Genomic DNA, 13,116 nt, shown 5'->3' with positions numbered 1-13,116 from the left:
CGGGGCGGGCGCTTCGCGTTCACTCCGCGTCTGCTCGGGCGATTCCCTGGCCCCGGCAGTAGTATCGAAAGGGTCGTCCTCCTCACTTACGAGGGCGAGTGACGAACACGTTCAGGAGGTGCTGATGCCCATTCTTCCCGGCATCACCGGACCGCGGGATCTCGACAACCTCAGCACATCTCAGCTGACCCGACTCGCCGACGAGGTCCGAACGTTCCTCGTTGAGAATGTGTCGCGCACCGGCGGGCACCTCGGTCCCAATCTGGGAGTCGTCGAGCTGACGATCGCTCTGCACCGCGTGTTCGAATCTCCTGAAGACCCGATCATCTTCGACACCGGCCACCAGTCGTATGTGCACAAGCTGCTCACCGGACGCCAGGACTTCTCTGAACTGCGGGTACGCGGAGGGCTAGCCGGCTACCCGCAGCGCAGCGAGAGCGCCCATGACGTCGTCGAGTCGTCCCACGCCTCGAGTTCACTGAGCTGGGCCGATGGCATCTCGCGCGCCTTTGCGGCAACAGGAAGAGACGACCGCCACGTGATTGCGGTGGTCGGTGACGGTGCTCTCACGGGAGGGATGACTTGGGAAGCGCTCAACAACATCTCCGATGACAATGATCGCAACCTCGTGATCGTCGTGAACGATAACGGCCGCTCCTACGCTCCGACGATCGGTGGAATGTCGCGCTATCTGAACCGTGTTCGCACGGCAGGTGCCTATCGAGACTTGCACCACCGCTCCGATCGGTTCTTCCGCGCCTTCGGACCCGTTGGCCGAGCAGTGTTCCGGGGCGTCCGCGGCGGTACGCACGGATTCCTCTCTCGCTTCACGAATAACGTCGCGCTGTATTCCAATCTCGACATCAAGTACCTGGGGCCGGTCGACGGTCACGACATCACAGCTCTGATGGAGACGCTCGAGCTCGCGAAGTCCTACGGGGCACCGGTGATCGTGCATGCGATCACCGAGAAGGGGCGTGGTTACCAGCCTGCGCGTGATGACGAGGCGGATCAGTTCCACGCCGTTAATCGCATCGATCCGGCGACCGGTGAGCCGCTGGGCTCGACGAAGACCGGCTGGACCGATGTCTTCTCCGACGCCATTGTGCGCGTCGGAGAGCGCGATCCGCGTGTTATCGCCATGACCGCTGCCATGCTGCGTCCCACCGGTCTTGCACCCTTCGCTGAGCGCTTCCCGGAGCGCGTCTATGACGTCGGTATCGCCGAGCAGCATGCGGTGACGGCGGCTGCCGGCCTTGCATATGGCGGGCTTCACCCCGTCGTCGCCCTGTACGCGACATTCATGGGCCGTGCATTCGACCAGGTCCTCATGGATGTCGCGCTGCATAAGGCCGGCGTGACCTTCGTGCTCGATCGGGCAGGCGTGACAGGTCCAGACGGTGCGAGCCATCACGGGATGTGGGATCTGGCCATGCTCCAGATCGTGCCGCACATCCGCATCTCAGCACCCCGTGACGGTGCGCGGCTTGCCGAGGCCCTGGATGAAGCGGTGGCAGTCGATGACGCACCGACCGTGATCCGGTATCCGAAGGGTGCGGTCGCCGAAGACATCGAGGCGATCGAGCGGCTTGCCGACGGCGTCGATGTTCTCGCACGCGATGAGAGCGAAGACGTCCTCATCGTGGGTATCGGGCCCTTCGCATCTCTCGCAATGGATGTCTCTGCGCGCCTGCGCGCCCAGGGAATCGGTGCGACGGTCGTCGACCCGCGTTGGGCCATTCCGGTGCAGCCATCCATCATCGAGCTCGCAGGGCGTCATCGCCTGGTGATCACTCTTGAGGACGGCATCCGGGTCGGCGGTATCGGAACGCGTGTGCGGCAGGTTCTGCGTGAGGCGGGAGTCGATACCGCAGTCGACGAGCTCGGTCTTCCGGATGAGTTCATCGATCACGCTTCGCGTGATGAGATTCTGGCGGATGCCGGCCTCACAGCGTCCAAGATCGCGCAGGACGTCGTCGCCCAGGTTCTCGGGACCCGGATCCCGGTTGCGCGGAACGCGGGGGAGACCGGTGCGATCGATCTGCCGCTGCACGAGCGCCGCTGAGTAACACGAAAGAAGGAGGGGCCGCATCCGAAGATGCGCCCCCTCTTTCTGCTGCCGTGTACTAGCTCAGCTGCCGATCCCGCGTACCGGTGGAGTGTGGAACGTCGAGCCGAAGACGCGCTCGGATGCTCCCTCGCGGTCGAGATACGGCGACGCGCCACCATCGATGAATGGCCAACCGGCGCCGAGGATCAGGCAGAGGTCGATGTCCTCGACCTCAGGCACCACGCCCTCGTCGAGCATGAGCTTGAGCTCCTGGGCGAGACCATCCTGCACGCGCTGCAGGATGGTGGCAGCAGACGCCGGCTCGGTGCCGATGTGGCCCTTGAGAGCCTTCTCCGCAGCCTTGGTCCAGCCGACGACACGGCCGCCCTTGTCTTTCTCTACGACCTTGTCGAGCTCAGCGAGAGCGTGGAAGTTCTCGTTCGCGTAGAACCTGTCGGGGAAGTGCCCCACCATCGTGTCCTGCACGTGAGCGGCGACCTTCCAGCCGACCAGGTCGATCAGCTGGAACGGGCCCATCGGAAGACCGAGCGGGCCGAACGCCTTCTCGACGTCTGCGATCGGCGTGCCTTCATAGACCGCACGTGCTGCCTCACCCATGACCTTGGCGAGCAGACGGTTGACGACGAAGCCAGGCGCATCAGCGGTGAGCACCGCGTTCTTGCCCAGACCCTTGGCGACAACGAATGCCGTCGACAGGCTCTGCTCGTTCGTCGCAGGCGTCTTGACGATCTCGATGAGCGGCATGACGGCGACCGGGTTGAAGAAGTGGAAGCCGACCAGTCGCTCGGGGTGAGCGAGTTTCGAACCGATCTCCTCCACCGACAGCGAGGAGGTGTTCGTCGCGAGGATGGCATCCTCGGCGATGATCTTCTCGATGTCGCCGAAGACTTGCTGCTTGACGCCGACCTCTTCGAAGACAGCCTCGATCACGAAGTCGCAGTCCGCGTATTCGCTCTTGTCGACTGTGCCGTGCAGGAGTGCGCGCAGCTTGTTCGCTCCGTCGGAGTCGAGCCGGCCCTTCGTCTCGAGCTTGCTGATCTCGTCGTTGATGTACGCCAGGCCCTTGTCAACGCGCGCCTGATCGATGTCGGTGATGAGCACCGGCACCTGCAGACGGCGCAGGAACAGTAGCGCGAACTGGCTGGCCATAAGACCTGCACCGATGATGCCGACCTTGGTGACCTTCTTCGCCAGAGCCTTGTCGGGTGCGCCGACAGGGCGCTTGGCACGCTTCTGCACCAGATCGAACGCGTACATGGATGCCGCGAATTGATCGCCGACGACGAGGTCGGAGAGAGCCTCGTCTTCACGGGCGAAGCCCTCGGCCTTCGTGCCGCTCTTGGCCTTCTCGAGCAGGTCGAGGGCGACGTACGGCGACTTCGGGACGGTACCGATCTTCGACTCGAGCATTCCGCGAGCCATCTTGATCGCGATCGGCCACTTGGTGAGACGCTCGATCTTGCCGGGCTCGTTCTTGCGCTCGACCTTCTTGCCGCCGAGAACCGCATCCGCCCAGGCGAGGGAGTTCTCGAGATAGTTCGCGGCCGGGAAGATCGCGTCCATGATGCCGAGGTCGAACGCCTGCTGCGGCTTCAGCATGCGGTTCTGCTTGAGCGGGTTCGAGATCACCACCTCGAGGGCGTTCTCGATGCCGATGAGGTTCGGCAGCAGGTACGCGCCGCCCCAGCCGGGGATCAGCCCGAGGAAGACCTCAGGCAGTGCAACTGCGGCCGCTGAAGCATCCACCGTGCGATAGGTCGAGTTCAGGGCGATCTCGAGCCCGCCGCCGAGCGCAAGGCCGTTGACGAAGGCGAACGAAGGCACGCCGAGATCACCGATCGACCCGAACACCTTGTGTCCGAGCTGAGCGATCATGCGCGCGTCATCCTTGGAGGTGACCTTCGAGATGTCCGAGAGGTCAGCGCCCGCTGCGAGAATGTACTGCTTTCCGGTGATTCCGACGGCCTGGATCTCGCCAGCCGTCGCACGAGCCTTGAGCGTGGCAAGAGTCTCACCGAGTTCAGCGAGCGTCTTCGGTCCCAGGGTGTTCGGGCGCGTGTGATCGCGGCCGTTGTCGAGGGTGATGAGCGCGAGCACCTTGCCCGAGGGCAGGCGCACGTCGCGTGCGACGGAATGCGTCACAACCTCGTCGTCACCGGCGAGGTTGATGATGGGGGAGAAGTCGATCTTTTCGTAGTCAGTCATCTCTGCATCCCTCACTTGCGCTTCTTGCCGTCGTAGAACGGGTTCTCCCAGATGACGCTTCCGCCCTGGCCGAGACCCACGCACATGGCCGTCAGGCCGTAGCGGACGTCGGGACGCTCGGCGAACTGTGCCGCCAGCTGGATCATCAGACGTACACCGGATGCTGCCAGCGGGTGACCGACGGCAATTGCTCCGCCCCACTGGTTGACGCGCGGGTCGTCATCAGCGATGCCGAAGTGGTCGAGCAGAGAGATCACCTGGATGGCGAACGCCTCGTTCAACTCGAACAGCCCGATGTCGGAGATCGTGAGTCCGGCCTTCTTGAGCGCCTTCTCGGTCGACGGGATCGGTCCGATGCCCATGATCTCGGGCTGCACGCCCGCGAAGGCGAACGAGACCATCTTCATCTTCGGCTGCAGGCCGAATTCCTTGACAGCGCCACCGCCGGCGAGCAGCGACATCGTCGCGCCATCGGTCAGCGGAGAAGAGGTGCCTGCCGTGACGCGCCCGTGCGGGCGGAACGGCGTCTTGAGGGCGGCGAGGTCTTCCATCGTCGTCTGCGGACGGCGACCTTCGTCTTCTGCCGCGAGACCCCAGGAGCCTGCGGCATCCTTCACGGCGACCGGAACGAGATCGGGCTGGATCTTGCCTGCGTCGTATGCGGCCTGCACCTTGTGCTGGCTGAGCATGCCGAAACGGTCGGAGCGCTCCTTGGTGAGGTGCGGGAACCGATCGAAGATGCGCTCGGCTGTGACACCCATGTTGAGGGCGCCGGGGTCGACCATCTTCTCAGCGACGAAGCGGGGGTTCGGGTCGGCATTGGCGCCGATCGGGTGGTGGCCCATGTGCTCGACGCCGCCCGCGAGCGCGAAGTCGTACATGCCGATACCGATCGACGCAGCCATCGTGGTGACGCTGGTCATCGCGCCGGCGCACATGCGCTCGACAGCGAGGCCCGGCACCGTGTTGGGAAGACCTGCCAGGATCGCAACGGATCGACCGAGGGTCAGACCCTGGTCGCCGGTCTGCGACGTCGCGGCAATCGCGACATCATCGATGCGGTCCGCAGGCACGGCGGAGTTCCGCTCCATCAAACCGATCGTCGCCTTCACAGCGAGGTCGTCTGCGCGGGTGTTCCAGTACATGCCTTTTTCGCCGGCGCGTCCAAACGGGGTACGCATGCCATCGACGAAGTAGACGTCCGAGATCTCGGCCACTCTGCCTCCAAAGTTAGGGATGGCTTCAGCCTAGGAGTCGCGACGAGGGCGCGGGGAATCGGTTGGATTGAACCTACGACTCGGAGGCGAGACCCGGATCGGGGGTTTGCCCGGCTTCTACAAAGGCATCCACGATCTTCTGTGTAGTCTGCTCAATCTGCCAGGGGCGCGCACCCAGGGCCGTCAGCGCTGTGGCCACGGCATCGGTGGTCAACTCCGGCGGCGTCCACGCGACGCGTCGCAGCATCTCTGGCTTGAGAAGGTTCTCGGTCGGCATATGCAGCTCTTCAGCGACGGCTTCGACCGCGGGGCGAGCAAGCTTCAGCCGAGCATCCGCTTCGGGGTTCCGCTCTGCCCAGGCACGGGCCGGGGGAAGGGCATCGCTGCTGACCCGCGCACGAGGGAGGTCGTCCGACTCACGGCCGCGCACGATCGCGTCCCACCAGCGATCGAGTTCTGAGCGGCTTGCGCGGCCGTTGAATGCCTGAACGCCGGCAAGCGCATGCTTCGATTGCGGATTGGCGAGCACCGCAGCGACGAGGGACCGATCCGGCACGAGCCGGCCAGGTGAGGTGTCCTGCTGCTGGGCGTACTGTTCTCTGGCTTCCCAGAGAGCGCGTGCGACGGCGAGGTTGCGGGCACCCTTGACCTGGTGAAGCCCGCTGAGGCGACGCCACGGGTCATCGCGCGGAGGGCGCGGTGGCTGAGCGAGAGTTGCGGCGAACTCCTGAGCGGCGAACTCCGTCTTGCCGGATTCTTCGAGTTCTTCGGCGAGCCGATCGCGGACATCGACGAGATAGAGCACGTCAAGTGCCGCATAGTCGAGCCAGGAGTCAGGGAGCGGTCGTGTCGACCAGTCCGCAGCGGAATGTTCCTTCTTCAGGGTGATTCCGAGCACCTCTTCCACGACTGCAGCGAGCCCGACGCGATCGTGCCCGAGCAATCGTGACGCGAGTTCGGTGTCGAACAGCGTACGGGGCTCGAGGTCGAGTTCTCTCAGGGAAGGCAGGTCCTGGCTTGCGGCGTGGAAGACCCATTCGACATCACCGATCGCTGTCTGCAGCGGTGCGAAATCACCGAGTGCGGGCGGATCGAAGAGGAAGACGCCCGCGTCGCGACGGAACACCTGCACCAGATATGCGCGCTGCGAATAGCGGAATCCGGATGCTCGCTCTACGTCGACAGCGACAGGCCCCGTGCCGGCGGCAAGAGCCTCACATGCAGCGTGGAATACATTGGGATCGTCGATGACGGGGTATTCAGTCACGACCTGCCTTTCGCGCGCCGAACACGGCGATGTTCTCTGAACCGGGCGGGAGACCGGCGAGCATGCCGACCAGTTCGGCCCATGCTTCCACGTGCGGCCGGAATGGCTCTTCCGGCGTCCAAGACGAGCGTAGTTCGATCTGTGCTCCATCGCCTTCTGCAGCCAATGCCCCGAAGCCCTTGGAGATGGTCTTCGTCGAGGTGCCAGAGGCCGAGTGATAGCCCGCACTGCGCGAATCGAGCGCATCGACGAGCCACGACCATGTGACATCTGCCAGCAGTGGGTCCGTGCCGATCTCGGGCTCCAAGGGCGCCTGCGCAAAGGCGACGATTCGCCAGGGTCCACCCCATGCAGAAGGCTCGTCCGGATCGTAGAGCAGAACGAAACGACCGGTACCGTAGATCGACTCTCCGCGGTCGTCGGGGCGGACGTCGGCTGCCAGTGCGATGGAGAAGGGCGCGAGTCCCTGTGGCGAAGCGATCTCGCGCACCACCATGTCATCGCGGAACGCTGTTTCTCGCAGTTCGGCGCACACGCGCGCGAACTCAGTTCCGGCGTCGGGGTGTGCGCTCACGGTGACAGGCTAGAGTCAGGAAGCGATGAAGAGTCTCAGGCACGCCGTTGCGCTGCTGGTACCCGCCCTATTCGCGCTGTGCGCCGGGGTTGCCTTTTTGGTGTTCTCGATCGGTCGGCGCGTCGTGACGCCTCGTGCGAGGGCCGCGGACACCGAGATCCTCGCGGTGGACACGGGCGCGCAGACGATCGAACTCACCCGCACGCCCGACACGGAGCTGCCCGGCCGCTATGGCCTGTTCACGACGGGTACCTACGGCTACGTCAAACTCGGTGCGATTCTGAGCTCTGACGCGAAGCACGTGCGTCGCAAGCTCCTCACCCAGGTCGATCCGGGTGCGCGGATCGACCGCCCTGCGGGCTTCAGTGGCTGGTACTACTCGTCGCCGACAGAACTGCATCTGCCGTGGGAGCCGGTGCTGATCGGCTCCCCAGCGGGTCCGTGCCCTGCGTGGTTGTTCCCCGCAGAGTCGTCGACCTGGGTGATCCAGATCCATGGCAGAGGCGCCACGCGGGCAGAGTGCCTCCGGGCCGTTCCCATCCTGCATTCGATGGGTCTGCCGAATCTTGTCGTCTCGTACCGCAACGACGGCGAGGCGCCGCGCAGCAGGGGCGGATCGTATGCGCTCGGTGCGACTGAGTGGCACGACGTCGACGCCGCGATCTCGTACGCGCTGCGCCACGGCGCTGAGCGAGTGGTGCTGATGGGGTGGTCGATGGGGGGAGCGATCGCGCTGCAAGCCGCGGTGTCATCAGCGAACCGTCAGGCGATCGCGGGCCTGGTGCTGGACTCTCCGGTCGTGGACTGGCGAACAGTGCTCCGCTTCCAGGCTCACGAAACCGGCATCATCGATCCGCTGCCGATGCTCGCGATGAACGCGCTGTCCTCACCCCTGACCGCGCGGATCAGTGGCGCAGAAGAAGCGATACCTTTCGACCGTCTCGACATGGTGGCGCGAGCCGAGGAGCTCGCGGTGCCGATCCTCATCCTGCACAGCGACGACGACGGTTTCGTGCCGGTCGACGCCTCGCGCGCTCTCGCAGAGGCGCGCCCAGACATCGTGACGATGCCGCACTTCACCGTGGCGCGGCACACCAAGATCTGGAATTACGATCAGACCGACTGGAATGCTGCGATCACGGCCTGGGTGCGCGAGAACCGCTTCGGTGCTTCAGAGTGATCAGCGCTTCAGAGTGATCACCGCTTCAGAGTGACCTGGCGCTTCACTCGCATCAGCATCCCGGTCATCCCGCCGATTCGCAGCGGCGACACGGCACGCGTGAGACCGATCGACTGCGGATAGTCATCCGGGATAGCGAGCACCTCGTCGGCCGAGAGGCCGGTGATGCCCTGCACGAGGATGCTGGCGAAACCGCGCGTCGTCGGTGCCTCTGGCGGCGCTGTGGCGTGCATCGTGACGACACCGTCTGCGACCTCGACGTAGATGTACACCGGGGACTGACATTCGGCGACGCGCTCGTACATCTCGGGGTGACCCGCGACTTCTTCGGACACCGCCGGCAGCTCCTGGGAGAACTCCAGCAGAAGCTGCAGACGCTCGCCCTCGGGGAGCTCGAGGAAGTCGTCGCGGATCTCCGCGAGCGTGTCGGGAACGTGCGTAGTGCTCATTCGAGCAATTCTCACATGCTCAGAGCGAGCCCGGCTCAGAGCCCGTGACGATCGGCACGCGCACCGCGCTGCCCCACTCGGTCCAGGAACCGTCGTAGTTGCGCACGTTGTCGAAGCCGAGCAGGTGCTTCAGAACGAACCACGTGTGGCTCGAGCGCTCTCCGATGCGACAGTACGCCACGATGTCGTCACCATCGGTGATGCCGACACCGTCACGGTAGATGGCCTCGAGCTCGGCGCGAGGGCGGAAGCCGCCGTCTTCAGCGACAGCCTTGCCCCACGGCACGCTCTGCGCAGTCGGGATGTGTCCGGCCCGCAGGGTGCCTTCTTCGGGGTACGCCGGCGCGGTCGTGCGCTCACCGTTGTACTCCTCGGGGGAGCGGACATCGATCAGCGGGCCCTTGCCGATGAAGGAGACGACGTCGTCTTTGTATGCACGCAGAACCGAATCATCCCGCTCGATCACCGGGTAGCTCGTTGGCGTGGGCTTGCTGGTCTCGGTGCTGATCTCTCGTCCTTCGGAGATCCAGCGATCACGGCCGCCGTCGAGCAGGCGCACGTCTTCGTGGCCGAACAGCGAGAACACCCAGAGCGCGTAAGCCGCCCACCAGTTGTTCTTGTCGCCGTAGATGACGACAGTGTCGTCGCGCGAGATGCCCTTGCGGCTGAGGAGCTCAGCAAAGCCCTCACCATCGATGTAATCACGCACGACCGGGTCGTTGAGTTCGGTGTGCCAGTCCACCTTCACCGCTCCTGGAATGTGGCCGGTTTCGTAGAGCAGTACGTCTTCATCCGACTCGACCACCACAAGCCCAGGTTCTCCGAGGCGCGCGGCGAGCCACTCGGTGCTGACCAGGCGTCCAGGCTCGGAATACTCGGCGAACTTCGCGACGGTGGTGTCGAACTCGATGGTCATCTGGCGCTCCTGGGTTACTGGGCTCTCGGGTTGACGGCGTAATGTTGAGCCGCCCCCTTCGACCATAGAGCCGTTCGGCGCGCTTCGTCCCCGATCCGTAAGACTTCGACATAGGAAACGCATGACCGACACAGACAGTGCGACCATCGCGCACCTCACCGCGCGCGAGCCTGTCGTGACCGGGGCAGAGATGCTGGCGAGCCTCGTGCCGCCGCCGCAGTTCTCGACCGCGAGCTTCGACAGCTACCGCTCTGACGATGCATATCCTTCTCAGGCTGAGTCCAAGGAGATGCTCGAGCGCTTCGCCGGTCGCGGCCCCGCTCCGAAGAAGTCCGGATTCTTCGGGCGCAGCAAGAAGAAAGAAGTCGATCTCAAGCCCGGCGTCTACCTTGATGGCGGCTTCGGCGTGGGCAAGACGCACCTGCTCGCATCCATCTATCACGCGATGCCCGCTCGCCGGAAGTACTTCGGCTCGTTCATCGAGTACACCGCTCTCGTCGGTGCGCTGGGGTACAAGAACACAGTCGACCTGCTGCGCGGGGCGGATCTGCTCTGCATCGACGAGTTCGAGCTCGATGACCCGGGCGACACCATGGTGATGACTCGTCTGCTCGGCGAGCTCGTGGCTTCGGGTACGAAGCTCGCCGCCACCTCGAACACTCCGCCGAACGCACTGGGCGAGGGGCGTTTCGCCGCACAGGACTTCCTGCGCGAGATCCACGCCATGTCCGACAGCTTCGAAACGATCCGGATCGACGGCGTTGACTTCCGCCAGCGCGCACTCGACGGCAAGGCCGTCGCTGTATCGGATGCTGAATACGCGGCGTACCTCGCCGCGGCAGTGGGCACGGCATCCGATGATCTGTTCATCGACGTCGTCCGTCACCTGGCCAAGGTGCACCCCTCTCGTTACATCCGGTTGATCGACGGCATCTCGCTCGTCGGACTTCGGGATGTCGAGGTGCTCACCGACCAGTCAGAGGCGCTGCGCTTCGTTGCATTCGTCGACCGGGTGTACGACGCCCAGGTGCCGATCATTGCGACCGGCGTGAGCCTTGACCAGGTGTTCGCAGAAGAAATGCTGGGCGGTGGGTACCGCAAGAAATACTTGCGCGCCATCTCTCGGCTGAACGCCCTCACGCATTCTGCGCAGCTGCAGAGCGCGCCGTAACACGATGTTCACACCCCGAACCCGGGTGTAACGCCGCCGAAACAGACCACGCGCATCCCGGAAATCGGGCCTCGCCACACTGAAGCTCTCAATTACTTCGGATGTGAGGTTTTCCTATGGATGCTCCCGGCAACATCTCGTGGGGTATTACCGCCACGGCGCTCGTGCTGCTCATGACGCCCGGCGTCGCGTTCTTCTACGGCGGTCTGGTCAAGGCCAAGAGCGTCGTGAGCATGATGATGATGAGCTTCGGCTCTATCGGACTGGTCGCGGTGCTGTGGATCCTATTCGGCTTCTCGATGAGTGCCGTCGACAGCCCGACGGCCTTTGCGGGCAACCCGTTCGCGGACTTCGGACTCTCCAGCCTCGCGGCCGGCGAAGGATCGAACGTCGCGCTTCTCGGCGTCGCATACGGTGCCACCTTCGCGATCATCACCATCGCACTGATCTCGGGTGCGATCGCCGATCGCGCGAAGTTCGGCAGCTGGTTGATCTTCGCCGGAGTCTTCGCCACCGTCGGTTACTTCCCGATCGCTGCCTGGGTCTGGGGTGGCGGTTGGATCATGAACCTCGGCACGACGTTGTTTGGAGAGGACAGCGGCATCGCCGTGATCGACTACGCCGGTGGAACGGCCGTGCACATCAACGCTGGCGCCGCGGCGCTCGCTCTCGCGCTCGTCCTCGGCAAGCGCATCGGGTTCCAGAAGGGCATCCTCAAGCCGCACAATGTGCCGCTGACGCTGTTGGGTGCTGCCCTCCTGTGGTTCGGCTGGTTCGGATTCAACGCGGGTGCGGAATGGCTCTCCGAAGACATGGGCGGCGTCGGTCTGATCGGGCTGAACACGCTCGGTGCGACCGCCGCGGCGATCCTCGGCTGGATCCTCATCGAGCGCATCAAAGACGGCAAAGCCACATCGGTGGGCGCAGCCTCTGGTGCTGTCGCAGGTCTCGTCGCCATCACCCCCGCCTGTGCGAACCTCACCCCTGGGTGGTCGCTGCTGCTTGGCGCACTCGCCGGCGTGCTGTGCGCACTCGCTGTCGAGCTGAAGTTCCGCCTGGGCTTCGATGATTCGCTCGACGTCGTCGGCATCCACCTCGTCGGTGGCCTGTTCGGCACGCTGTATCTCGGACTCTTCGCAACCGAGACCGGCCTCTTCGTCGGTGGCGACTTCCGACAGCTCGTCGTGCAGGTCATCGCTGCGGTCGGTGTGCTGGTCTACGCCTTCGTCGTCGCTTACGTCATCGGTTTTGTGATCCAGAAGACGATCGGGTTCCGCATCACCAACGAGGACGAGATCGCCGGTGTCGACTCAGTGGTCCACGGTGAGGAGGGCTACGCACTCATCGACGCGTGAGTGCGGCGCACGACGGCGTGGGTAATGTGGCGGGGTGAGTTCTTCCCGAAGCATCCTCCGCCAGCTCGCCGACATCGTCATCAGGGCGCTATCGGATGGAACGTCCCGGACTTCTGCCAAGAAGCCGGGACGTTCTGGTGTGTCCGCACCGACTGCGCGCTTGCGCGACCCCGAGGAGGCGATCGAACCGGGGCGGGCGCAGGGGAGCGAGACCGTCCGGATCGATCCGGACCGCATCCAGGACCTCAAGGTCGACTACTCGCCGTCGAAAGACGGTGCTCCGGATTCCGGCGAGGTGATCTGGACGTGGGTGCCGTACGAGGAGAATGACGGACGAGGCAAGGACCGCCCTGTCCTCGTGATCGGCCGCCATTCCGCTGCTCGCGTGTACGCGGTGCGGATGACGAGCAAGGCTCACGACCGCGATCGCGACTACCTGTCGATCGGCAGCGGCGGCTGGGACTCGCAGGGACGCGAGTCCTGGGTCGACATCGAGCAGCTGTACAGCGTGCACGAGAAGGGGATGCGTCGCGAGGCCGCCATCCTCGATCGAAAGCGCTATGACCGGGTGGCGGTGGCGCTCGTCGAGCGATACGGGTGGGCGCGGCGCTGACTCGCTAGCAACACTGTGCTCTGGCAGCAATCCCCTCGACCGGTGCCAGGCCGTCGCGTAGCGTCACCGATGTCGCGACACGTCGTTGTCCGGTCATG

At 64.5% G+C, this 13,116-nt stretch carries 11 protein-coding genes; 5 read left to right on the top strand and 6 right to left on the bottom strand.

The window, feature by feature from the left end:
- Positions 1–124 precede the first annotated feature (124 nt).
- Entirely contained in the window at positions 125–2,065 is a 1,941-nt protein-coding gene (gene dxs / locus ACN0RC_RS12020; RefSeq protein WP_417512007.1) for a 1-deoxy-D-xylulose-5-phosphate synthase, read from the top strand.
- A 66-nt stretch (positions 2,066–2,131) separates the two neighbouring features.
- Here dxs and ACN0RC_RS12015 read toward each other — a convergent pair whose 3' ends face one another.
- From ACN0RC_RS12015 to ACN0RC_RS12000, 4 genes are all read right to left on the bottom strand, one after another.
- Entirely contained in the window at positions 2,132–4,276 is a 2,145-nt protein-coding gene (locus ACN0RC_RS12015) for a 3-hydroxyacyl-CoA dehydrogenase NAD-binding domain-containing protein (protein ID WP_417512005.1), read from the bottom strand.
- Between the two features lie 11 nt (positions 4,277–4,287).
- A complete protein-coding gene (locus ACN0RC_RS12010) occupies positions 4,288–5,493 on the bottom strand; it encodes a thiolase family protein (protein ID WP_417512003.1) in 1,206 nt (401 codons plus the stop codon).
- Positions 5,494–5,566: 73 nt separating this feature from the next.
- Complete coding sequence (locus tag ACN0RC_RS12005) at positions 5,567–6,760, bottom strand: ribonuclease D (RefSeq protein WP_417512001.1); 1,194 nt, start codon at positions 6,758–6,760, stop codon at positions 5,567–5,569.
- Complete coding sequence (locus tag ACN0RC_RS12000) at positions 6,753–7,334, bottom strand: DUF3000 domain-containing protein (RefSeq protein ID WP_417511999.1); 582 nt, start codon at positions 7,332–7,334, stop codon at positions 6,753–6,755. The genes ACN0RC_RS12005 and ACN0RC_RS12000 overlap by 8 nt, the downstream gene beginning before the upstream one ends.
- A gap of 25 nt (positions 7,335–7,359) precedes the next feature.
- On the opposite strand from ACN0RC_RS12000, the gene ACN0RC_RS11995 reads away from it, so the two are divergent.
- Entirely contained in the window at positions 7,360–8,514 is a 1,155-nt protein-coding gene (locus ACN0RC_RS11995) for an alpha/beta hydrolase family protein (protein ID WP_417511997.1), read from the top strand.
- Between the two features lie 17 nt (positions 8,515–8,531).
- On the opposite strand, the gene ACN0RC_RS11990 is transcribed toward ACN0RC_RS11995, so the two are convergent.
- On the bottom strand, positions 8,532–8,963 hold the full coding sequence (locus ACN0RC_RS11990; protein ID WP_417511995.1) for a SufE family protein: 432 nt from the start codon (positions 8,961–8,963) through the stop codon (positions 8,532–8,534).
- A 19-nt stretch (positions 8,964–8,982) separates the two neighbouring features.
- A complete protein-coding gene (locus ACN0RC_RS11985; RefSeq protein WP_417511993.1) occupies positions 8,983–9,879 on the bottom strand; it encodes a sulfurtransferase in 897 nt (298 codons plus the stop codon).
- A gap of 121 nt (positions 9,880–10,000) precedes the next feature.
- Here ACN0RC_RS11985 and zapE point away from each other — a divergent pair, with 121 nt between their 5' ends.
- From zapE to ACN0RC_RS11970, 3 genes are all read left to right on the top strand, one after another.
- Positions 10,001–11,050 carry a cell division protein ZapE gene (gene zapE / locus ACN0RC_RS11980; RefSeq protein ID WP_417511992.1) on the top strand — a complete coding sequence of 350 codons (1,050 nt, stop codon included), beginning with the start codon at positions 10,001–10,003 and terminating at the stop codon, positions 11,048–11,050.
- 116 nt (positions 11,051–11,166) lie between these two features.
- Positions 11,167–12,405 carry an ammonium transporter gene (locus tag ACN0RC_RS11975; RefSeq protein ID WP_417511990.1) on the top strand — a complete coding sequence of 413 codons (1,239 nt, stop codon included), beginning with the start codon at positions 11,167–11,169 and terminating at the stop codon, positions 12,403–12,405.
- A 34-nt stretch (positions 12,406–12,439) separates the two neighbouring features.
- Positions 12,440–13,018: a type II toxin-antitoxin system PemK/MazF family toxin gene (locus tag ACN0RC_RS11970; RefSeq protein ID WP_417511988.1), complete on the top strand. Its 579-nt coding sequence runs from the start codon at positions 12,440–12,442 to the stop codon at positions 13,016–13,018.
- Positions 13,019–13,116 lie beyond the last annotated feature (98 nt).

This window comes from Microbacterium sp., from assembly GCF_048259935.1.
Taxonomy (GTDB): Bacteria; Actinomycetota; Actinomycetes; order Actinomycetales; family Microbacteriaceae; genus Microbacterium.
Note: the sequence above shows the minus strand (reverse complement) of the source record. Positions and strands in the feature narration are given on the sequence as shown.